General features: G+C 53.4%; 27 protein-coding genes. 11 read left to right on the top strand and 16 right to left on the bottom strand.

The genetic code is table 11. From position 1 onward, the window contains the following. Window positions 1-11: 11 nt before the first annotated feature. The 9 genes from J1836_RS17360 to J1836_RS17320 all read left to right on the top strand — a co-directional run bounded on the left by J1836_RS17360 (window position 12) and on the right by J1836_RS17320 (window position 8,787). On the top strand, window positions 12-1,136 hold the full coding sequence (locus J1836_RS17360) for an agmatine deiminase family protein (RefSeq protein WP_207252373.1): 1,125 nt from the start codon (window positions 12-14) through the stop codon (window positions 1,134-1,136). Between the two features lie 22 nt (window positions 1,137-1,158). Continuing rightward, on the top strand, window positions 1,159-2,253 hold the full coding sequence (locus tag J1836_RS17355; RefSeq protein ID WP_207252372.1) for an agmatine deiminase family protein: 1,095 nt from the start codon (window positions 1,159-1,161) through the stop codon (window positions 2,251-2,253). A gap of 8 nt (window positions 2,254-2,261) precedes the next feature. Beyond that, on the top strand, window positions 2,262-3,608 hold the full coding sequence (locus J1836_RS17350; protein ID WP_207252371.1) for a flavin monoamine oxidase family protein: 1,347 nt from the start codon (window positions 2,262-2,264) through the stop codon (window positions 3,606-3,608). 162 nt (window positions 3,609-3,770) lie between these two features. Next, window positions 3,771-5,003 carry an RNA-guided endonuclease InsQ/TnpB family protein gene (locus tag J1836_RS17345; protein ID WP_207252370.1) on the top strand — a complete coding sequence of 411 codons (1,233 nt, stop codon included), beginning with the start codon at window positions 3,771-3,773 and terminating at the stop codon, window positions 5,001-5,003. Between the two features lie 117 nt (window positions 5,004-5,120). Continuing rightward, entirely contained in the window at window positions 5,121-5,453 is a 333-nt protein-coding gene (locus tag J1836_RS17340) for a hypothetical protein (RefSeq protein WP_207252369.1), read from the top strand. A gap of 54 nt (window positions 5,454-5,507) precedes the next feature. Further along, entirely contained in the window at window positions 5,508-6,116 is a 609-nt protein-coding gene (locus J1836_RS17335; protein WP_207252368.1) for a DUF4395 domain-containing protein, read from the top strand. A gap of 70 nt (window positions 6,117-6,186) precedes the next feature. Continuing rightward, window positions 6,187-7,122, top strand: a complete 936-nt coding sequence (locus J1836_RS17330) for a chromate resistance protein ChrB domain-containing protein (RefSeq protein ID WP_207252367.1) — start codon at window positions 6,187-6,189, stop codon at window positions 7,120-7,122. Then, window positions 7,119-8,471, top strand: coding sequence for a chromate efflux transporter (gene chrA / locus J1836_RS17325; protein ID WP_207252366.1), 1,353 nt, complete (start codon window positions 7,119-7,121; stop codon window positions 8,469-8,471). The genes J1836_RS17330 and chrA overlap by 4 nt, the downstream gene beginning before the upstream one ends. Before the next feature lies 1 nt (window position 8,472). Then, window positions 8,473-8,787: a rhodanese-like domain-containing protein gene (locus tag J1836_RS17320; protein ID WP_207252365.1), complete on the top strand. Its 315-nt coding sequence runs from the start codon at window positions 8,473-8,475 to the stop codon at window positions 8,785-8,787. A gap of 7 nt (window positions 8,788-8,794) precedes the next feature. Here J1836_RS17320 and J1836_RS17315 read toward each other — a convergent pair whose 3' ends face one another. Continuing rightward, on the bottom strand, window positions 8,795-9,343 hold the full coding sequence (locus tag J1836_RS17315; protein WP_207252364.1) for a gamma carbonic anhydrase family protein: 549 nt from the start codon (window positions 9,341-9,343) through the stop codon (window positions 8,795-8,797). 175 nt (window positions 9,344-9,518) lie between these two features. Here J1836_RS17315 and J1836_RS17310 point away from each other — a divergent pair, with 175 nt between their 5' ends. Continuing rightward, a complete protein-coding gene (locus tag J1836_RS17310) occupies window positions 9,519-9,773 on the top strand; it encodes a hypothetical protein (RefSeq protein WP_207252363.1) in 255 nt (84 codons plus the stop codon). 57 nt (window positions 9,774-9,830) lie between these two features. On the opposite strand, the gene J1836_RS17305 is transcribed toward J1836_RS17310, so the two are convergent. Continuing rightward, window positions 9,831-11,084, bottom strand: coding sequence for an MFS transporter (locus tag J1836_RS17305; RefSeq protein ID WP_207253201.1), 1,254 nt, complete (start codon window positions 11,082-11,084; stop codon window positions 9,831-9,833). A gap of 80 nt (window positions 11,085-11,164) precedes the next feature. Here J1836_RS17305 and J1836_RS17300 point away from each other — a divergent pair, with 80 nt between their 5' ends. Continuing rightward, entirely contained in the window at window positions 11,165-11,578 is a 414-nt protein-coding gene (locus J1836_RS17300; RefSeq protein ID WP_207252362.1) for a hypothetical protein, read from the top strand. Here J1836_RS17300 and J1836_RS17295 read toward each other — a convergent pair. The 14 genes from J1836_RS17295 to trxC all read right to left on the bottom strand — a co-directional run bounded on the left by J1836_RS17295 (window position 11,575) and on the right by trxC (window position 22,173). Beyond that, entirely contained in the window at window positions 11,575-11,913 is a 339-nt protein-coding gene (locus tag J1836_RS17295) for a hypothetical protein (RefSeq protein WP_207252361.1), read from the bottom strand. The two genes, J1836_RS17300 and J1836_RS17295, sit on opposite strands and share 4 nt — an antisense overlap. Window positions 11,914-11,915: 2 nt before the next feature. Next, window positions 11,916-12,641: an LrgB family protein gene (locus J1836_RS17290; RefSeq protein ID WP_207252360.1), complete on the bottom strand. Its 726-nt coding sequence runs from the start codon at window positions 12,639-12,641 to the stop codon at window positions 11,916-11,918. Next, a complete protein-coding gene (locus J1836_RS17285) occupies window positions 12,631-13,005 on the bottom strand; it encodes a CidA/LrgA family protein (RefSeq protein WP_242632902.1) in 375 nt (124 codons plus the stop codon). Before J1836_RS17285 ends, J1836_RS17290 begins: the two co-directional genes overlap by 11 nt. Window positions 13,006-13,027: 22 nt before the next feature. Continuing rightward, the gene (locus J1836_RS17280) at window positions 13,028-13,942 is read right to left on the bottom strand and encodes an ATP-binding protein (RefSeq protein WP_207252358.1); all 915 of its coding nucleotides are present in this window, start codon (window positions 13,940-13,942) and stop codon (window positions 13,028-13,030) included. Window positions 13,943-14,164: 222 nt separating this feature from the next. After that, the gene (locus tag J1836_RS17275) at window positions 14,165-14,626 is read right to left on the bottom strand and encodes an ArsI/CadI family heavy metal resistance metalloenzyme (protein ID WP_207252357.1); all 462 of its coding nucleotides are present in this window, start codon (window positions 14,624-14,626) and stop codon (window positions 14,165-14,167) included. A gap of 11 nt (window positions 14,627-14,637) precedes the next feature. Continuing rightward, window positions 14,638-14,925 carry a thioredoxin family protein gene (locus J1836_RS17270; RefSeq protein WP_207252356.1) on the bottom strand — a complete coding sequence of 96 codons (288 nt, stop codon included), beginning with the start codon at window positions 14,923-14,925 and terminating at the stop codon, window positions 14,638-14,640. Window positions 14,926-14,950: 25 nt separating this feature from the next. After that, window positions 14,951-15,973 carry a permease gene (locus J1836_RS17265; protein WP_207252355.1) on the bottom strand — a complete coding sequence of 341 codons (1,023 nt, stop codon included), beginning with the start codon at window positions 15,971-15,973 and terminating at the stop codon, window positions 14,951-14,953. Continuing rightward, window positions 15,973-16,263 (bottom strand): hypothetical protein, encoded by a 291-nt coding sequence (locus J1836_RS17260; protein ID WP_207252354.1) that lies wholly within the window; start codon window positions 16,261-16,263, stop codon window positions 15,973-15,975. Before J1836_RS17260 ends, J1836_RS17265 begins: the two co-directional genes overlap by 1 nt. A gap of 75 nt (window positions 16,264-16,338) precedes the next feature. Then, a complete protein-coding gene (gene arsJ / locus J1836_RS17255) occupies window positions 16,339-17,535 on the bottom strand; it encodes an organoarsenical effux MFS transporter ArsJ (protein WP_207252353.1) in 1,197 nt (398 codons plus the stop codon). A gap of 2 nt (window positions 17,536-17,537) precedes the next feature. Then, window positions 17,538-18,533: an ArsJ-associated glyceraldehyde-3-phosphate dehydrogenase gene (locus J1836_RS17250; protein ID WP_207252352.1), complete on the bottom strand. Its 996-nt coding sequence runs from the start codon at window positions 18,531-18,533 to the stop codon at window positions 17,538-17,540. A gap of 88 nt (window positions 18,534-18,621) precedes the next feature. After that, the gene (locus tag J1836_RS17245; RefSeq protein ID WP_207252351.1) at window positions 18,622-18,972 is read right to left on the bottom strand and encodes a metalloregulator ArsR/SmtB family transcription factor; all 351 of its coding nucleotides are present in this window, start codon (window positions 18,970-18,972) and stop codon (window positions 18,622-18,624) included. A 39-nt stretch (window positions 18,973-19,011) separates the two neighbouring features. Further along, window positions 19,012-21,003 (bottom strand): bifunctional DedA family/phosphatase PAP2 family protein, encoded by a 1,992-nt coding sequence (locus J1836_RS17240; protein WP_207252350.1) that lies wholly within the window; start codon window positions 21,001-21,003, stop codon window positions 19,012-19,014. Window positions 21,004-21,007: 4 nt separating this feature from the next. After that, on the bottom strand, window positions 21,008-21,658 hold the full coding sequence (locus J1836_RS17235) for a metal-independent carbonic anhydrase family protein (RefSeq protein WP_207252349.1): 651 nt from the start codon (window positions 21,656-21,658) through the stop codon (window positions 21,008-21,010). 80 nt (window positions 21,659-21,738) lie between these two features. Then, a complete protein-coding gene (trxC, locus tag J1836_RS17230; RefSeq protein WP_207252348.1) occupies window positions 21,739-22,173 on the bottom strand; it encodes a thioredoxin TrxC in 435 nt (144 codons plus the stop codon). Window positions 22,174-22,350: the final 177 nt, after the last annotated feature.

Genomic DNA, 22,350 nt, shown 5'->3' with positions numbered 1-22,350 from the left:
GAGACAACACCATGAAAACCGCAATCCGCCAAACCCTGCTTGCCACCCTGATCTGCTCACTGAGCGTTTTGGGAACGATGACCAGCACCGCCACCTACGCCGCCAGCCAAAGCTACATGCCAGAAGAAAACGCCACCCACGAAGGCACTTGGTTGCAATGGCCGCACCAATACACCTACGGCGCAACCTACCGCAACCGCCTCGACACGACATGGGTAGCCATGACCAAGGCACTGGTGCAAAGCGAAAACGTCCACATCATCGCCTACAACGCCACCGAGAAAACCCGCATCCAGAACCTGCTGCTGAACGCAGGCGTACCCCTTGCCAGCGTCAGCTTCCTGATCAGCCCGACCGATGACGTGTGGGTACGCGACAATGGCCCGGTCTTCGTGCGCAATCAGAGCGGACAATTGCAGATTACCGACTGGGGTTTCAACGGCTGGGGGCTGGATACGCCTTACAGCAAAGATAACCTCATCCCCACTGCCGTCGGCAAAAGCCTTGCCATGCCCACCGTCAACCTCAACAACGTGGTGCTGGAAGGCGGCGCGATCGAAGTCGATGGCAAGGGCACATTACTCGCCACCAAAAGCTCGGTGTTGCAAAACAAGCGCAACCCCAACCTGACCCAAGCGCAAGTGGAACAAGCCCTGTCCAACAACCTCGGCATCAGCAAATTTATCTGGCTGGATGGCGCACCCGGCGGCAAGGAAGACATCACCGACACCCACATCGACGGTTTCGCCCGCTTCGGCGACGAACGCACCCTCGTCACCATGAGTGCCACCGACCTCAACTACTGGAGCATTTCCAGTAAGGACATCAACACCCTGTACACCGCGAAAAATGCCAACGGCACACCCTACAATATCGTGAAATTGCCGCTGACCGCCAAAAACGTGGTGACAACTTACGGCAAAAACCTCGGTTACAAAGGCTCTTACGTCAATTATTATGTCGGCAACAACGTGGTGCTAATGCCAGCCTATCAGGATGCAAATGACACCGTAGCGCGGAACATCTTGCAGTCGCTCTACCCAACCCGCACCGTAGTGGGGATCGACGTGCGCAACCTGTACGCCAACGGTGGCATGGTACATTGCGTGACCCAGCAACAGCCAACCGCTTACTAATCAATAACGTGGAGATTGCAGAATGAACCGTCGCCATTTTCTCAGCACCAGCCTGCTGCTATCCGCAGGTAGCATTTTCGGCACGCCAAGCATGGGCTGGGCAGCGTCCGGCAACGGCTGGCGAATGCCCGACGAAAGCGAACCACACGCCCGCACCTGGATGGCTTTCGGCGCATCGAAAGCCATCTGGGGCAAAAAACTATTGCCGGAAGTGCGCCGCAACCTTGCCACCATCGCCACCACGATTGCCCGCTACGAACCTGTGTCCATGCTGGTGCGCGAAGAAGATTACGCCATCGCTGCAAAGCTACTGGGGAATTCCGCCGTCAAACTGATCATCTCACCGCTGGATGATTTGTGGATGCGCGATACCGGTGCGGTCTTCGTCACCAACGCCAACGGCAAAAAAGCCGCTGTGAATTTCAACTTCAACGGCTGGGGCGAAAAGCAAGCCTTCGACCAAGATGCTGAAGTCGCCCCCTTGGTGGCAGAAACCGCAGGCGTAACCTTGCTGGAAACCGATTTAGTGCTGGAAGGCGGCGGCATCGAAGTGGACGGACACGGCACAGCCATCATCACCGAAAGCTGCGTGTTAAACGCCAACCGCAACCCCGGCGTGAGCAAAGCGGAATGCGAAGCCGAACTCAAACGCTTGCTGGGTTTGCAGAAAATCATCTGGCTACCTGGCATCAAAGGCAAAGACATCACCGACGGACACACCGACTTTTACGCCCGTTTCGCCCGCCCCGGTGTGGTGGTCGCGGGCTACGACCCCGACCCGCAATCGTTCGACCATGCCGTGACCAAACGCCATCTGGACATCCTCAAAACCGCGACGGATGCGCAGGGCAACAAGCTGGAAGTCGCGGTAATGACAGCTCCTTCCAAGGTGCGTGAGCAATACGCCAACAACGATTTTGCCGCCGGATACATCAACTTCTACGTGTGCAACGGCGCAGTGATTGCCCCCGAATTCGGCGATGCCAAAGCGGACAAAGCCGCCCACGATACCCTGCAAAAGTTGTTCCCTGACCGGGACATTGTGCAAATCAACATCGACGGCGTAGCGGCTGGCGGCGGCGGGATTCATTGCACCACCCAACAAGAGCCGAGGTAACAAGCCCGATGAGTCGCCGGAAATTTTTACACCTAATCGCTGGTCTGCTAGCAAGCACTAGCGTTACACCACTGTCTGCCGCTTCCGCCAAACGCATTGTGGTAGTCGGCGCAGGCATTGCCGGTCTAACTGCCGCACAAACCCTGCGCCAGCAAGGGCATTCCGTGACCGTTGTGGAAGCGCGTGACCGCTTGGGCGGGCGTTTGTGGACGAGCAAACGCTGGCAACACATGCCCGTAGATCTCGGAGCAACGTGGATTCACGGTGCAACAGATAACCCCTTATCCGCTTTGGCTGACCGTATCGGCGCAAAGCGTTTGATTACCCGTTACGCAAACACCACCACCTACAACACCGCTGGCAAACCCTTGAACAACGCCGAAATCCGCCAGTTGGAGCAATGGCAAGCGCGTATCGACAAAGCGTTAGAAGCGGCACAAACCGCCGACACGGATCAATCCGTACAAGCTGCTGTGGAAAAAGCACTGGGCTGGAATAGCCTGAAGGCAAGCGAACGTCAACTGGTGCATTTTATCCTCAACAGCACGTTGGAACAGGAGTACGCAGGCGGCATCCATGAGCTTTCCGCCCACTGGCATGATGCAGCAGCCGCATTCAAAGGCGATGATGCGCTGTTTCCTGATGGCTATCAGGTCATCGTCGATCATCTGGCGAAGGGGCTGGATGTGCGCTTGCAACACGTCGTACAACAGGTCACTTGGTCAGATAAGCAAGTGACTGTGCAGACCGACCGGGGCGCGTTTCAAGCCGATCACGCCATCATCACCTTGCCGCTGGGTGTGCTGCAAAGCGAGCAAGTGACCTTTTCCCCGCCATTGCCTGCCCGCAAGCAACAAGCCATTGCAACGCTGGGGATGGGCACGTTAAACAAGTGCTACCTGCAATTTCCTACTGTCTTCTGGCCGGATGATCAGGACTGGTTGGAATACATTCCCAGCGAAGCAGGCGCATGGACAGAATGGGTCAGCCTAACACGGGTAGCAGATTGGCCAGTGTTGCTGGGTTTCAATGCGGCAGAACGCGGTAAGCGCATTGAGCAATGGACAGACCAGCAAGTCGTGAGCGATGCCATGCAAACCTTACGCAAACTGTTCGGGGCTAACATCCCTGATCCTGTGGATTACCAGCTTACCCGTTGGAACGCTGACCCGTATGCGCGGGGGGCATATTCCTTCAACAGCGTGGGTTCAACGCCAGCCATGCGTGACCATTTGGCGGAAAGTCTGGGCAATATGGTGCTTTTTGCCGGGGAAGCCACCGAGCGCAAGCATTTCAGCAGTGTGCATGGGGCGTACTTGTCTGGTTTGCGGGCAGCCCAGCAAATACTTGAATAGGTTCGGGGGTTTGAAGCAGTTACCATAAAACCCACCCAAACCTCTCCAATCTTGGTCATTTTGGAGAGGTTATAAAGCACAGGCTACCGTTCATCTGTCGATAGCACCATCAAAAACTTCTGCTACTAGACAAAAATCCCGCCGCATTGCATCCTATTTCTCATGATTATCAGCCACAAAATCCGTCTAAACCCGAACAATAAGCAAGCCACGTACTTGGTGAAAGCCGCAGGTACAGCGCGGTTTGCCTACAACTGGGCATTGGCAGAGTGGCAAACCCAATATACCGTATGGAAAGAAGACAACAGCCAACCCAAACCCAATCAAATGTCGTTGCGCCGTCAATTGAACGCTATCAAACGCGAACAATTTCCGTGGATGCTGGAAGTCACCAAAAATGCCCCACAAATGGCAATTATCCAACTCGGTGCAGCCTTCAAAAACTTCTTTGCGGGACGTGCCAAGTACCCGCAGTTCAAAAAGAAAGGCAAGAGCCGCGACAGTTTCACCCTCACCAATGACCAGTTCAGCCTTAACGCATCCCGCATCCGCATTCCCAACCTTGGGTTAGTGCGGATGCGGGAAACGTTACGTTTTTCCGGTAAAATCCTCTCTGCCACGATTTCCCGCACCGCTGACCAGTGGTTCGCCAGCATCACCGTGGATACGGATCAAAACCACCTCCCGCCTGCCGAAAACCAAGGCATGGTGGGGGTGGATTTGGGCGTATCTGCACTGGCAACCCTGTCAACGGGGGAAAAAGTGGTCGGAGCGAAACCGCATAAAGCCTTGCTTTCCCGCCTACAACGGCTATCCCGCAGCTTGTCACGCAAAGTCAAAGGCAGTGCCAACCGCCACAAGGCGAAACAGAAGTTGGCAAAACTTCACGCACGTATCGCCAACATCCGCCAAAACAGTTTGCACCAACTCACCACGGATTTGACCCGCCGTTTCCACACCGTCGGCATTGAAGATTTGAACGTGTCAGGCATGGTGAAAAACCGTCATTTATCCCGCGCTATCAGCGACATGGGCTTTTTCGAGTTTCGTCGTCAACTGGAATACAAAGCCGATATGCGGGGTGCGGTGGTTGTGGTGGCTAATCGGTTTTTTGCCTCCAGCAAAACCTGTTCTGCTGCTGGCTGTGGGCATAAAGTGGACAAGCTGCCGCTGTCGGTACGTGAATGGACTTGCCCCATTTGTGCTGTAGTCCATGACCGTGACATCAATGCCGCCAATAATTTGCAAGAATACGCTTCGGCTACGCTCAGCAACCACGCCGTGAGTTCCACGGTGTCGGCCTGTGGAGGGGATGGCGCTGGTCTTGGGCGAAAGCCGAAGACGAAACCAGCCCCAATGAAGCAGGAATTTAACCGCAAACTTGACCTTGGTTAAGTTTGTATAAGTTTAAAAGAACGGCAAACCGTCAGCATGAAACCGTACGTTTTTCGCGGCACTAGCACAAAGCACACTTTTTGCATGAACAACAGGCTTCTGCTAGAGTGCTGACTTATGCGTAAACACATCATCACCTTCCTCATCTTGCTCATGGCTGTGTTGCCCGTCTGGTCAGCGTCGATGGTGTGTCATCATGTGCAAAGCGTGCCGCAGATGATAGAAATGCAGAATGGCGAGCATCAATGTTGTCTGGAAATGCAAAAACAGCTTCAAGATTCAACAACAGCGGATACCTGCCATTGTGATCAACTCCAACACGCCCAATTTATCTTGAGCCTGCCGGAAATGCTTGCCGCTGCACCAACCACTCGGTTTATCCCACCTGCCTTGTCACTTCAACCGTTACCTGAACGTACCGACGTACTGTATCGCCCTCCCATCGCTTAGTCTTGTTTTCATCTCATTTATTTACATTATTGAAAATGAATTCAAGAGGCTGTTATGAACAAGCATTTCTATTTTGGCGAAGTGGTGGATGGCTATGCCGTCCGTGTATTGAATGAACGCGAAGCCCGTGCTGGCGCTGGGCTATTATTTGTGTTTGCGATCCTGTCGTTTTTGTATGCGTACCGCACGATGGATTTTCGCTATACCAGTATTTTCATCACGTTTTTTATGGTGGACTTTTTTATCCGCGTATTAATAAACCCCAAATACGCACCTAGCCTGATTGTGGGGCGTTTCTTTGTGTCACGGCAAAAACCCGAATACGTCGGGGCGGCACAAAAGCGGTTTGCGTGGAGCATTGGCTTAGCCTTGTCGATCGTTATGTTCTGGTTGGTCGTGGTGGTGGAAATGATGACACCACTCAAAATCTACATTTGCATCACCTGCTTGATATTACTGTTCAGCGAAACCGCTTTTGGCATTTGCATTGGCTGTTGGCTACACAACCTGATCCGGCAAACACCTGCGACCCTCTGCCCCGGTGGGGTATGCGAAGTGCGCAGCAAGGAAGATATTCAGCGCATTAACTGGCTGCAAACCCTCATTGCTTTAGCGTCATTAGCCGTGGTGGGAATGTTGAGCTATCAGGCATCCAACGTCTGACTTGTGAGGTAAGTCATCCGCATATTATAAAGTAGTAACTTTTACAAATTTGTAATATATACTACTTAATATGAACTGGTTACTTCTGATCCTCTCTCTACCCACTGAAAATGCCACGGCACGAATGCGTATCTGGCGTGCCACCAAAGCCCTGGGGTGCGCCAGCTTGCGCGATGGCGTGTGGCTATTACCTGCACAAAATAATACCCGCACGAGCTTGGATGCTTTGGCGGACGATACCCGCAAATCCGGCGGCGAAGCGTGGGTACTTAATCTGCAAGCGGATGCTGCACAAGCTGCATACTTCCCTACCCTATTTGATCGCAGCCCTGATTACAGCGCGTTGCTGGATGAAGTGGCACAGTTTGACCCACTGGCAGACGATGCCAGCGCTACCCGCAAGCTGTTGAAAAGTTTTGCCAAACGTTTGGCGGCTATCACTGACACCGATTATTTCCCCCAACCCTTGCAAATACAGGTACGCGAACGCCTTGCCGCCGCTGAATCCGCATGGCAAGCCCGCTTCAACACTGAACCCAGCTTTCGTAGTGGCGAACCGACACCGCTACAACCTAGCGATTTCCAAGGCAAAACGTGGGCAACGCGCCGTGATTTGTGGGTAGACCGCCTCGCTTCGGCATGGCTAATCCGCCGCTTCATTGATCCACAAGCGCAGTTTTGTTGGTTGGAAAACGTTGCGGATTGCCCAGCCGATATGTTCGGTTTTGACTTTGACGGGGCGACCTTCACCCATATCGGCAATCGCGTCACCTTTGAAACCCTCATGGCAAGTTTTGGGCTGGAACAAGATAGTGGGCTGCAACATCTCGGCAAATTGGTACACACGCTGGATGTCGGCGGCACGAATCCCGAAGCGGCGGGCTTTGCTTTATTGCTGAAAGGCTTGAAACGCCGCCTCCCCAACGATGACACGCTGCTGCTCGAAGGTGGGCGGATACTGGACGATTTTTATAATGCTTACGCTGTACAGGAGAATGTATCTTGAGCGATGCACCACACGATAACACTGCACCCCAAGCCCCGACGCTGGGACAAGCCTTTAAATACTGGCTAAAACTGGGCTTCATCAGCTTTGGTGGCCCGATGGGGCAGATTGCGCTGATGCACACTGATTTGGTGGAAAAGAAACGCTGGATTTCGGAACACCGTTTTTTACATGCGCTGAATTTCTGCATGATTTTGCCGGGGCCGGAAGCGATCCAGTTGGCGATTTACATTAGTTGGTTAATGCACGGTGTAGTGGGCGCGGTAATGGCGGGGGTGTTGTTCTTTATGCCTGCGTTCTTGCTGCTGTCGGTATTGGCAGGGGTGTATCTGGCGTGGGGCGATGTGCCGCTGATGCAGGGTTTATTCTATGGAATCAAACCGGCGGTGGTGGCGATTGTGCTGTTTGCAGCGTGGCGGATTGGCTCGAAGGCACTGAAAAATAGCGTCTTGTGGGGTATTGCAGCAGCGGCTTTTGTTGCCATTTTTGTGTTTGGAATCGGTTTCCCTTGGATTGTGTTGGCAGCCGCTTTGTTGGGTGTGATTGGTGGCAAGATCATGCCGGACAAGTTCAAAGGCGGCGGTGGGCATGGTGCATCTGACAAGCAATATGGCGCGGCGGTGATTGATGACCATACCCCAACGCCAGCACATGCCAAATTTTCGTGGGCAAAACTTAGCATCACCATCATCGCTTTCATCGGCATTTGGGCAGTCGCGATGTTCGCGCTGAGTGGCAATCAAGCCTTGAGCGAGATGGGTAACTTCTTCACCAAAGCGGCATTCCTGACCATTGGCGGGGCGTATGCGGTGCTACCGTATGTGTACCAAGGTGGGGTGGAGCAGTATAGCTGGTTGACGGGTGCGCAAATGATGGATGGTTTGGCGCTGGGTGAAACTACGCCGGGGCCGTTAATCATGGTCGTTACTTGGGTGGGTTATCTGGGCGGTGTGGCAAAAACAGTCATAGCCAACCCGATTGCAGCGGGTTTTGCAGGGGCTGCGGTTGCCACCTTTTTCACGTTTTTACCGTCATTTTTGTTCATTCTCGCGGCAGGACCCGTGGTGGAAAGCTCACGTAATGATCTCAAATTTACCGCGCCCTTGACTGGCGTGACCGCAGCGGTGGTGGGTGTCATTATGAATCTGGCGGTGTTTTTCGCATGGCATACTTTCTTCCCGCAAGCCACCGGAACAACCCCATTTGCCACGCCGTTTGAATGGTTCGCCGTGGTGGTGGCAGTCGGTGCATTTGTCGCCTTGTGGAAATACAAGGTGGACGTAATGAAAGTTATCGGCGTATGTGCCGTGTTAGGATTAGGTTATACACTGACTATAGGAGCAATGTGAGATGGAGCGTACTATTAAACCGGAAGATTTTGCCGCGATTGCCGATATTGCAATGGTGCTGGACGTGCGCCGTTTGGAAGACCGTGCCGCCTCCAACGAAACCGTACCGTTTGCCATCTGGAAAGACCCGACCCAGCTTGACCAATGGATAGATGCCATACCGCGCAAACATGAGGTAGTGATTTATTGTGTGCGCGGTGGTGGGATCAGCAATAGCGTGGTTGACCGTTTGCAAGCCGACGGCGTGAAAGCACGTTTCATCGAAGGCGGTATTGAAGGCTTAAAAGCCGCTGGTGGACGCATCGTCAAAAAGTAAGCCCACATCACGCACGCTGCGCATCAGATGCTTGCGTGCGTAGCGCTAGCTTGCGGTAATTCTCAGCGGAATAGCGCAAAAATGCCTGTTCTTTGGCAGTCAATGCTCGTGCTTGCTTGACTGGGCTACCAACATAAAGATGCCCACCTTCCAGTACCTTGCCCGGGGGAACGAGGCTACCTGCGCCGATAATCACCTCATCTTCGACGATTGCGCCATCCAGCACGATTGCACCCATCCCAATCAAGCAGCGATTACCAATGGTGCAAGCATGTAACACCGCACGGTGTCCGATAGTCACTTCTTCACCGATAAGCAGCGGTAAACCACCGGGGCGCGTGAATTCACCGCTGTGAGTAACGTGCAATACCGCGCCGTCTTGCACATTGGTAAGCCGCCCAACATGGATGTAGTTAACATCACCGCGTATGACAGCGGTAGGCCACACGGAAACACCTTCTGCCAGTGTGGTTTGCCCACTCACGTAAGCCATGTCGTCTACATAGGCGGTGGGGTGAATCTCAGGAATATGGTCTTCAAAACGCTTAATCGTCATAGCAATCTCTTACCGTAAAGTGGTGAAGGTGTAACACCTTAGCGACAAAGCAACAGGGGGAAACCCTACGTTCATCGGATTCCACCTTATGCCTCACACTGATATGATACCCTATAAGGGATATATCCCGAAGCGCACATAATATTAAAAAACATCACCAAACGAGGAGAAACTCATGAGTATTGGACATGCCGTTCAAAAAGGATCGTTAATTTATATTTACGACCAACAAGGCAAACAAGTGATGTCAGTGTCCGCCCCCGGACGTTGGCCTGAAGATGGCTTGAAAAGTTACACCCCCACCGCCGTGAACGTCCAAAAAGGTACACTGATTTACCGTTATGATGCCGCTGGTCACATGGTGGGCAGACCTTTCCCCGCCCAACAAATGACGACCACCCATAACCCTAAGCATTTCGCATCCGCCTAAATACGGCGGCACATCTAGCTGAGATCGGGGGATCCCCCGATTGGCTACCGCAATGACTCAACGACGCGGCACTTTCCACAATAAGAAACCACCCACCGCAAACAACACTAATACTGCCAGCAAGCCCAAACGCGGTGAGCCGCTCAATGCCCCCACGCCACCGACCAATAACGGCCCTAATATCGCTGCCGACTTCCCCAACATATTGTAAAAGCCAAAGAATTCTCCCGCTTGTTCCTGTGGAATCAAACTCGCATACAAGGAACGGCTCAACGCCTGTACCCCACCCTGCGCCAAGCCCACCCCTGCTGCCAGCCAGTAAAATTCGTGGGCTTGCGTCATGCGTGCAGCCAACACCGTTAGCACCATATACCACGCAATCCCCACCAAAATCCCGCGTTTTGCGCCAAATTTATTACCGACCCAACCAAACGCCAATGCCGCTGGAAACGCCACAAATTGGGTAATCAGCAATGCCTTAATCAAGCTGTCATCGGGAAACCCCAGCGTCTTCCCGTAATCCACCGACATCACCACAATCGTGTCCAAACCGTCGATGTAAAACCAATACGCCAGCAAAAATAACCACACCACCCGCAACTGGCGAATATGCCGAAACGTATCCCGCAACTGTGTTAATGACTGCCGCAATAACGTTAAGAAGGGTGGACGCACCGCCTGTTTAGGTGCACGTTCCCGCACCCACCACCACAACGGAATCGAAAACACCGCCCACCACACTGCCGTCACCCCAAATGCCCAGCGCACCGCTGCCGTTGTATCGGCTAATCCAAACCAATCCGGCTGCTGGGTCAACAATACACACAAGGCAAACAATAACCCGCCGCCTAAATACCCCAAGCCATACCCCAAGGCAGACACGCGGTTAAACGTTTTTTCTTCCGCCACATCGACTAACAGGGAATCGTAAAAAATGTTTGCCCCCAAAAAGCCCACCACGGCAAGTACGAAGGCAAACATCGCCCACTGCCACTGCCCCTCACCTACTATGGTTAACCCTAAGGTGGCACAAACACCCAAAGTCACAAAACCTGCCATTAACGGCTTCTTGATGCCACCCTGATCCGCCACTGTGCCCAAAAACGGCGCAAGCAGCATGATAGACAGGCTAGCCAAGGCATTCGCCGTACCCAAGTGCCACGTAATGTCCTCAGATGGCAGCCCATTCGCCCAATATTTGCGGAAAAAAATCGGAAAAAACGCCACCACCACCGTAGTGATAAACGCCGAATTCGCCCAGTCGTAGAACGCCCACGCCCAACGCTGGCGGGTAGTTGCGGTAAGATTCATCAAGCCCTGTTTTCCTTTATCGGTGTAAATAAACTAAAATGGCAGAAAATCAATAATACCCAAAACGCTAGGAGAGCATCATGAAATTGGAACAACGGTTCAACCCCGCCGCGTGGGCGTATACCTGCGTATTGACCGCAGCAATCGGTGGTAACCCTGCTTTCGCCGTGGAAAAAACGGCTTATGATGGCGCATGGAGCACCCCAGATCCCAACATTTCCCTGAAAATCACCCCGCAAGCTGCCAGCTTCACCATTGACGGCAAAACCTATACCGACACCACGCCCGAATACTTCAACGGGCAGCTTGCCACCGCCCCGTTTCTCTATCTGCAAGCGGATGATGCTATCGACAAGCAGCGTCAACACCGCCTCTACCTGATGGTTAATGACGCAGGCAGTATCAGTGGTTATTACGATGACGCCAACGCGTCCCACCCTATTCAACTCAGCAAGGCGAATACCGCACCGCAAGTCAGCGTTAACTTCCCTTAGCCCAGCAAGGTAACACTTGCCGCTGCACTTACGGTGTCGATGTCGAAACGCAACTCGCAATACTCCGGCTGCTCACACACCGGGCTGGGGTCATCTGAACAACAACTTCCAGCAATCACGCCTGCATAAAAAATGCCAGCCCTGACGTGTAACAGGGTTGGCGTTTCCGCTGCATCCAACACCATCACCGTCATGGCATCCCCGCTAACGTGGCTGCTGTACGCCATGCCCGCTTGCAACGGTAACGCTGCTGTACCTAATGCCTGCACTTCCGCTTTAAATATTGCCGGAAAATCGGCTGTACCCCATGCTGCCAACGCCTTGCTTAATTTCATGCTCACCTCAACCAACTCACTAACCACGGCAACATCACCGAGGCGACGAACGCGGATAATGCCATTGCCAAACCCGCAAACGCCCCCATTTCCGCACTCACTTGAAACGCCCGCGCCGTCCCAATGCCGTGTGCCGCGACACCCATCGCAATGCCGCGCACGCTATCATCGCGAATACGCAGCACATCGAACAATTTCGTGCCAAATACCGCGCCGATAATACCTGTTGTCACCACCAAAACAGCGGTGAGGGAAGGAATGCCGCCGATGCGTTCCGCAATCCCCATCGCTACAGGGGCAGTCACGGATTTCGGCGCAAGCGACAGCAAAGTTTGCGTATCCGCTCCCAGCAACCACGCAATGCCCACCGCACTCACGCCGCCCACCGCGACACCCACGGGTAATGCGATCAGCACCGCAAGCCACAAGGTTTTCAACTTACCGAATTGCCGATACAGGGGCAAAGCTAACGCCACCGTGGCAGGCCCTAATAGGAAATGCACGAATTGCCCGCCTTCAAAATACGCCTGATACGGTGTGTGCGTGAGCCATAGCAACGCAATCAATAACGCCACCGCCGTGACTACCGGATTTAATAAAGGATTGGATTTCCCCCATACGTATACCCGATACGCCAGCCCGTAAGCCAGCAAGGTCATGGTCAGCCCAAACAACGGCGAAGCTGACAGGTAGACCCACACTTGCGCCAAATCATACTCATGCGTCATGGTGAGCACTCCGCCGCTGCAAGCGTTGTACACCCAACATCACCAGCGCCGTCAGTGCTAACGTGATAAGCGTTCCCACCAACAATGCCGCCGTGATCGGCAACCATTGCTCGCCAATCCGCCCAAAATGCACCATGACCCCCACACCGGCAGGCACAAACAGCAAGGACAAATGACTCAGCAATGCACTGGCGGCAGGCTCAACCACCTGCGCCAAGCTATCGCGCACCAGCAAACTAAAAAACAGCAACAACATGCCAATCACCGGCCCCGGAATCGGCAAATTCAGCAAACGAGCGCTCACCTCACCGACTAATTGGTACGCCAATAATAGCGTAATACCATTCAAAAAATTTGCAGACACGGCGCTATCCATCCTGTTATCACTAATGCGTCACGGCTTCCCGAGGAATCACACAACGGAATTCTTCCTTATCCAGATCATTGAAAAATGTCACGGCGGGATTCAGTCGCAACACCCGCTTGATACCACTGCCATACCCGCTGTAGGGTAACACGCTTTTACACACTGAATTCAGAATGGGGTTACGGTGTACTGACAAGCCACTTTTGATTTTTTCCACGGTCAAGGAATTCGGCAATTTACCGGGACTGATAATTTCTAACCGCGTTTTGAAAACGAACACTTTGACAGAGGATTGAATGTAGTAATCCCGATGCACCAAGGCATTCACCAGCAATTCACCCAACACGCTTTCGTCGATTTCCAGACGCATTTGCGCATTGAAACCTGTCGTAAGTGGAACACGGCGTAGGTTGTTTTGCAGGAATTGCATACCGCCTTCATATTGTTGGCGCACACTGCCTTTGACAGTCGATTTGGCAATAAAACCATCCACATCCACGTCATCGCCGTCGAAATTGACACAATCGACGTAGAAAGACGGACTGAAACGTGACGGAATTTTACCGAAAATCAAGTTGCCCGCGAGTGTCAGATGCGTATCTCGTAACAAGCCGAGGTTTTGCAGAACGGTAGCAAGTTCTAATTTACCGAGCTTGAGATCTTCGTAAACATCGTGGTTATCGCGGTCAAGGAACGTATAAAAAGCCTCCGCATTCAAATCGGTAATATCACTATTGTCCAAAGCTTCTTCGTCAGCAAATAGCCGGTGTGATTCGGCAAACAAACGCCGGAGTTCCTCTGGTGACATACGGCGTTTGTCGCAGAAGGCGACGAACTCATCTGCTAAGCGGTTGGCATCGGTCATATCCTGTTTAAACTGGGTGGTGCTGTTTTCACCGCGCTGAATGCGTTCGAGGATTTCGGGGGCTTGCATGATGCTGATTACTCATTCGGGATTACCTGCCAAGTGTAGTCGAGATGATGGCGTAAACCTACCCACCGTGGACTAATCTGAACCACGGATAGCCTGTGGCGGTTTACATTCGCTAAAATCCCTGTGGGCAACCACATTCACCAGCCACCGTTTCAATCTGCACCGTCGGATGATGAATGTCAAAATGCTCCCGCAATTCCGCCGCCAATTCACTCAATTACCTTAAAGCGTGTCGGGCACACAGCAGGTTTTATCCGCTGCGGCAACGCCCGGCACACAACATCCACCCGACTGGCTAACCGTGTCAGAGCCAAATGCCTCCACTTCCCCCATCGTCTGATAATGTTCCCAAGCGATACCCGACGGGTCTACTGTCCAGTGTTTGGTGCTGGCAGCATAGCAACAGAGGGTTTCCCCCTGATCTAGGACGGCTTCCCCAGCGGCTGCGTCAGCGCGTTGCCGTAGTTCCTGCAATTCGGCGGCATCTTCTGCCTGAAAGCCAAAATGGTTTAAGCCGACCGCATGACCACGAGTTGAAATGGCAAAATTGATGCGTGGATCATCCAACATCCACTTGGCGTAATCGCCACGTTCAACCGTCGGTGCTTGTCCAAACAGCTTGCTGTAAAAGTCGATGCTTTTGGCAAGATCATCAACGGCAATGTGAGCGTGAAAACGTTTCATGAGACACCTCCTTAGCAGCACTTGCCGCCACTGCAACAGCCACCCGCTGCTGGTGCTGCGGCTGTTGCGCCACCCAACCAACCTTCCACCGCCGCTTTGGAAGGAATGCCGCCTGCATGAACCACCTTCCCATCCACGACTACGCCGGGGGTGGACATCACGCCATAGCCCATGATGGAAGGCAGGTCTTCGACTTTTTCCAGTTCCACCGCCACGCCTTTTTCTTTAGCCATGTCTTCGATCAGCTTGAAGGTGGTTTTGCAGTTGGCACAACCCGTGCCGAGAACTTTGATTTGCATAAAATGCTCCTTGATGCAGTAAACGTTACAAAACGAGATTAAAAATATACCCGACCAGCAAGATACCCGTCGCCACGACGCCAATAAAGGTGGCAATCAGACGCGGTTTCAATACCTTGCGTAAAATAATCATTTCCGGCGCAGACAGCGCAATCACGCTCATCATGAATGCCAGCACCGTACCCAATGCCGCACCTTTTGCCAGCAATGCCTGCACGATGGGGATGACCCCAGCGGCATTGGTATACATCGGCACGCCCAGCAACACCGCCGCAGGCACTGCCCACCACACATCCTTACCCATGAAAGATGCCATAAAATCTTCCGGCACAAAGCCGTGAATCAGTGCACCCAAGCCCACGCCAATCACAATGTAAGGCCAGACCTTGCCGACAATTTCACGCACATGCTGGAAACCGTGCTGGATACGTTCCGCCCATGGCATCGCGCTTGCACCGACATTGCCAGCGGATTGGGTGTTCTGCATCTTGCGTACCCAGTCTTCGAGGTATTGCTCCATGTTCAGCTTGCCAATCAGCATTCCGGCGACAATCGCAATTAACAAACCCATCACCAAATACAGCACGGCAACCTGCCAGCCAAACAAGCCGAATAGCAGGATCAAGGCGACTTCATTGACCATCGGTGCAGAAATCAGGAAGGAAAACGTCACCCCCAGCGGCACACCCGCTTGTAAAAAGCCGATGAACAATGGCACAGCGGAACAGGAGCAAAACGGGGTGACAATTCCCAACGTTGCCGCCATTGCATTGCCTACGCCCAAGCGTTTACCGGACAACATGGCACGGGTACGTTCCGGTGAGATGAAGGTGTGGATAATGCCCATCACAAACACAATGCCAGTGAGCAGCAGCAATACTTTCGGAGTGTCGTAAAGGAAAAACTGTAATGCCCCAGCAAGATGGCTACCTTGCGTCAAGGGCAACCAATCAACCATTATCTCGGAGGCAGGTAATAAAGCTTGGTAGAGCAACCACCAAACAGCCGCCATCACTGGTAAAAACCACGGTTTTGTTAGGAATGTCATCAGCAGCACGCTTGCCCGGATACGGTCGGCGTACAGCAAACACCGCCTGCCTCCACCACTGGCGCACCGGCAAATTGCTCATCAAATGCCACATCCAGCTTTTGCGCAGCTTCATCACGAATATGACGGGCAATTTCCACCGCCGTGTTGATGTGGTCTTCCGACACACCCAAGGAGCGCAGGCGTTGTACTTGGCACAGCCCCATGCTGGGGTGTTTGGCGGCAATACCTGCCGCGAGTGACACCAAGGCCACGATGGAAGAATGCAAGGGAGGTGAGGATGCGTTCATACGTTTTTCCTGTTAGCTTAGCGATAGCCAAGCATACTATATTCGATTAAGTGAATATACAGAAAAACAGACTATTCAAGCCGTACTGCTTATCATCGGCAAGCGCAACGACAACAACAACGCTGCCAACACAAACCCCGCCGACAACCACAAACAGCCTTCCAGCCCGTAGTGCTGATACGACCACCCCGACAACACCGTACCCGCCAAGCGCCCGCCCGCATTCGCCATGTAATAAAACCCGACTTTCAACGCCACCTTGTCATGATCCGCGTAAGCCAAAATCAGGTAAGAATGCAGCGCGGAATTAATCGCAAACACCACGCCGAAAATCAGCAAACCCACCACCAATACCGTGGTTGCCTCCCAACCCTGACCCAACGCCAACGCAATGCCCACAGGAATCAGCAGCAACACCAACGCCCAAAACTGCGCCGCTTTTGCCCCCGGCGCATGGTGTTTCAAGCCCAACAAGACCGGCGCACTCGCCTGCACCACCCCGTAGCCGATCACCCACGCCGCCATGAATGTGCCGACCTGCATGAAACTCCAGCCCAACACACCCACCATGAACACTGGCACGGCGACCACAAACCACACATCCCGCGCCCCGAACAAAAAGAACCGCGCCGCCGACAGCCAATTGATTGCCGCATTATTGGAAAACACTTGGGTAAATTTCGGTTTGGCTTTCGACTTGCCCAACTCATTCGGTAATAACAGCAAGGTCAAAATCGTGATCACAAACAAGCTCAACGCCAGTATCAGCAAGGCTGTCTGGAAACCCACCGCTTGCAACAATGCCGCTCCAAGGAAAAAACCCGCGCCCTTCAACGCATTCTTTGAACCCGTCAGCACCGCCACCCACTTGAACAGCTTCGCATCCGCATCCTTAGGTACAAGCGTTTTCACACTCGCTTTCGCCGACATTTTGTTTAAATCCTTGGCAATGCCGGACAATGCCTGCGCGAACATCACATACGGCACGGATAACCATGCGGTCGGCATCAGCATCCCTAACGCCAAGACCTGCATCGCCATGCCGACGTGCATGGTGACATTCAACCCCAGCCGTGCTGCCAGCCAACCGCCCACCAAGTTGGTGACAATGCCAAAAAATTCGTAGAACAAAAACAGCATCGCCACCTGAAACGGCGAATAACCGAGCTGGTGGAAATACAGCACCACCAGCATCCGCAACGCACCATCGGTGAGGGTGAATGCCCAGTAGCCGAAAGTGACGGTCAGGTAATTGCGCAGATCGAGCGTCATGCTTACAAACTCGCCACGACTTTCGCCGTCAATTCCATCATACGGTTCATGTAGCCCCACTCATTGTCATACCACGCATAGATTTTCACCTGCGTACCGTCGATCACCATCGTGGAGGGCGCGTCGATAATGGATGAGCGCGGGTCATGCTTGTAATCCACTGACACCAGCGGGCGTTCTTCGTAACCCAAAATGCCTTGCAGGTAAGTTTCTGAGGCTTCCTTGAAATAGCCGTTCAATTCTTCCGCCGTCACTTCACGCGCCGCCTCAAACACAAAATCGGTGAGGGAGGCATTCAGCAAGGGAATCCGCACCGCATGACCGTTGAGCTTGCCTGCCAGTTCGGGGAAGATTTTGGTGATGGCTTTGGCAGACCCCGTGGTGGTGGGGATCATGGATTCGCCGCACGCCCGGGCGCGGCGCAAATCCTTATGCCCCTTGTCGATAATGGTTTGGGTGTTGGTAATATTGTGCAGTGTGGTCATGCAGCCGTGCTTGATACCGACCTTTTCGTGCATGACTTTGACCACGGGTGCAAGGCAGTTGGTGGTGCAAGAAGCGGCGGTAATCAAATGGTGTTCTTCGGGGTTGTAGCAATCGTCATTCACACCGTAAACGATGTTTAACGCGCCTTCAACGGGGGCAGCAACGATGACTTTTTTCACACCCTGATCAAAATACGCCTGCAATTGCTCGATTTTGCGGAATTTACCGCTGCATTCCAGCACGATGTCGCAGCCTGACCAATCGGTGTCTTCGATGGCTTTGTTGGAGCTGTAGGCAATGGTTTGCCCATCAACGATCATATTGTCATCATCGGCGCTGCATTCCGGCGACCAGATGCCGTGGATGGAATCGAATTTCAGCAAGTGCGCAGAGGTGGTGGCATTGCCTGCAATTTCATTGACTTGCGTGAAGGTGAAAGCGGGGTTGACCCATGCTGCGCGGATGCCTAAACGCCCCATGCGTCCGAAACCGTTGATGCCGATGTTTGCCATGAGCTGATCCTTAACATAAATAAAGTGTGGCTCATTATATCTGTCAAATCAGATGTAGTGGCGTTTTTTATGTTTCGTCACAAAAGATTCATGTACACGGCAGGCATACACCGCTTTGACGTTCCGCACTCCCTAGCCGTTGGCGGTCGGCATGAAACAGCGCTTCACCTTCACTGCCTAGCCGCAAGTTCTCCAAAACATCCAGCAAAAAACACGGCAACTCAGGGTGCAAGCGGTAATACACCCACAACCCCGCTTTGCGATCCAGCAGTAAACCACTTTCCCGCAACACCGCTAGATGGCGCGAAATCTTCGGTTGCGCCAGTTCCAAGGCTTGCGTCAGTTCACACACGCACAATTCTTCCTTACCCACCAACAATAGCAGGATGCGTAAGCGGGTTTGATCGGCGAGGGCTTTGGTGAAGGTTTCCAGTTGCATGGCGTGCTACACGTTACGGTAAATAGGCACAGTATAGCATTACCCTGCGACCACCAGTTGCCCGCCACACACGCCCGCCTCCGTACTGGGCAACACATCACCAATGGCTTGCGCACGCGGCAACCCTAACAGCAACGGCGTAGCCACGCACGCCACACCCGCAGGCGGCGACCACAGTCCACTCAATTGCCCAAACGGATGGTGCAAACCTTCAAACACCAGCGTGCCTTGCCAAAGCGTGAAAGCGGGGGCTGCGCCGTCCTGCACGGGCTGCGGGTAAAGGCGCAACACGTAACGCCCTTCTATCCCCGCCAACACGCTCGGTTTCACCCACGCAAACGCTTCGGCTTTGCCACCGTTGAGCTTGGGCAATACGGGCAATTGCGTCGCCGTGCTATTAGGAAACGCGAAACGGTTTAACACCATCAATGACCAATCCGGTGCTTGCACCCAATCCGGCAACGCTGGCAACACGGCGGCGGGGTTGCCATACCAGCGCAATACAAACGGTTCTTCGCACTGCCCCGCCACATCCGCACGGCAAGGCGGTAACTGTGCCAAGTTTAGCGGTGGCGCAAGCGGATGAGTGTAGTGCGTTTTTGCCGATGCCCATTCGTGCTTCAGGTGCCAACCGCCAACCAGCATCAAGGCCAAGCCACTTGCCAGCAAGATACTCGCCGTCAAGCCTCGCGATACCGTTTCCTGCCGAAACATTTGTGCAAATACCGCCAGAATACCGACCCCAAACAACCAACCTGCCAATACATCCGAAGGCCAATGCGCCCCCCAATAAATCCGCGCAAACGCCACCATGACCGCCATGCCAGTCAACAGGGATGCCAGCACCACATTGCTCCACCACGCCCGACAGCCACGCAGCGCAAACCACGTCAACACACCCAATAAGGTAAAACTCACCGTGGCATGGCCACTCGGCACGACAAACGCTAAAAAGCCAATGTCGCCATCATCCGTCGGGCGGACAACGTGTACAAACCACGCCATGCCATCCACGAACAGCACAGCTACGACAAAGGCAAGCGCAACCCCCGCCAGCAACCACCATTGCCGCCACCACGCCAACACCAACAGCATGGCTGTCAATACCGCCATGACCACAATACCATCGCCCAGCAAGGTAGCACTCAACATCAGCGGGTCAATCCAATTCATCCGCAAGGTTTGAATTGACTGGCTGAAGGCATGGTCAAACCCAATCATCCCGCCTTGATGTGCGACACTTTCCAGTAACCAAACAAAACCAATCACGACGACCACCACCGTCAAATTCAGCAAGAACACCAGCCGGTAATCCGCGTGTTCCGATGCCATCAAACGACGGATGCCGCGCCCGATGCGCGTGTCATGCACTTGCGCCCAATGCAGTAACGCCAGCAAACCACGCGGCAAATACCGCAACCCCAAGGCAATACCGTGCTTACCGCCCCACACCAGCAACGTGGTTAACACCAGCACGACACCCAGCATTAACGCCAAACGCTGGCTGATTTGCCCTAAGGCGTGCATCGCCAAACCTGCCGACATCGCGGGTAACAAATGTGCTGCCGACCATGCAAAACCCGATACCACGTTCAAAAAGGTAAAGCGGGTCGGGTTCATCCCCATCATCCCCGCCACCCCCGGTACGACCGATTTCACACCGGGGATAAAACGTCCCAGCACCACACTTTTGCCGCCATGCTGCGCAAAATAGGCTTCACCAGATGCCAGTAAATTAGCGTAGCGCGAAAACGGCCACATATTATAGAGCCGCTCGCGGTAGGTGAAACCGATCCAATACGACACCGCATCCCCCGCGATTGCCCCCAAGGCGGTCGCGATGAATACCGGCCAGAACGCCAGTTTACCCAAACCGACCATGCCGCCAATCGCCACCAAGGTAATCGTGCTGGGGAAAAAGAACCCTACCACCAGCAAGGCTTCGCCCATCGACACCACGAAGGCGAGCGTAATCGCCAGCCACGGGTTTTGTGCGACTGTCTCCAGCAATTGCTGCCAGTAGATTTCCATAGGATTAGTGCTTTGGCTCGTAAGGCAAGGAGGAATGATGCAGGAAAATCACTAAGTGACCGTCTGCCTTGGCACGTTTATAACCGAACGTGAAATCCACTTTGGTTTCCGCGCCCGTTTTTGCATCGGTAAAGAAATACACGCCCATCGCTTCCGCCGTGTCTGCATTGATCACAATCTGGTGATTTTCAAAGCGTACCTTTGACCACGGTTGCAACGCAAAACCATGATCTTCGGCAACTTGCCCCGTTACAAAATACGACAAGGCTTGCTCTTTGGTTTCACGGAATTCATCCACAGCGGCTTTGGTGGGTTTGAATATCACCTTGCCTTCGTCATAGGCATACAGGCGATTCAGCAATTGCAGCGCAGCGCTTTGCACATCGCCACCCGCTTGGTGCAATTGCCCCAACGTTACCAAACTCGCTGCCCATGCTTGCTGGGCTTGCTCGACTTCTTGCTCAGTAATCGGCGCAGTGACAGGTGCGGCAACACTAGGGGCAACCGTAGCGATGGTCACCTGTGGGGCAACGGGGGGCATCGGCGGAAGAGGGGCAGTCGGGGCAACGGGCGCGGTCAGTTGTTCCGCCGCCGCCACGCCCATGAAACCGATTGCCGCCAACAAGACGACCGCTAACCTATGCTTTGCGAACATGACGAATGCCTCTCTCATGATGTTTCATAAAAAATAAGCGATGACATTATCATAACCATAAATCGCGAAGCATTAAGTTTTTAGCGCTGACTCTCCACCCAGCGCACAATATCCGCCGCCCCCATTGCACCGGACTGCCGCGCCACTTCCTGCCCATTACGGAACAATACCATCGTCGGAATGCTGCGAATATTGTAATGCGCCCCCACCATCTGGTGGTCTTCGGTATTCAGTTTAGCAAAGCGCACGTTAGGTTCGAGTTGCGCAGCGGCTTTCTCAAAAGCAGGTGCCATCTGACGGCAAGGTCCACACCACGGTGCCCAGAAATCAACGAGTACCGGAATGTCGTTACGGGCGATGTGCTTGCTAAAATTCGCACCACTGAGTTCAGTGGGATGCCCGTTGAATAAGTCGCTGCTGCACTTGCCGCATTTGGGGTGTTCGCTGATACGCTCGGCAGGAATACGGTTGGTAACGCCGCACGCGGGGCAAACGAGATTAATGGGATTACTCATAGGATGTCCTCAATAATGTTACAAAGCACTGTTACTATTAGCATCATGGATAAATTGTTATCCTTAGCGTTCATGAGCTGATGTTACACTCTCTAACGTCTTTACGTTAAGTTCTGGCTGCTTAGAGGTTTCTTTGAGCAGCTTTTTTTAGCTAATCAACCGTGCACGTTGCTACAC

Origin of the sequence: Thiothrix fructosivorans (assembly GCF_017349355.1) — a bacterium.
Taxonomy (GTDB): Bacteria; Pseudomonadota; Gammaproteobacteria; order Thiotrichales; family Thiotrichaceae; genus Thiothrix; species Thiothrix fructosivorans.
This window is presented reverse-complemented; position numbering and strand designations above follow the sequence as displayed.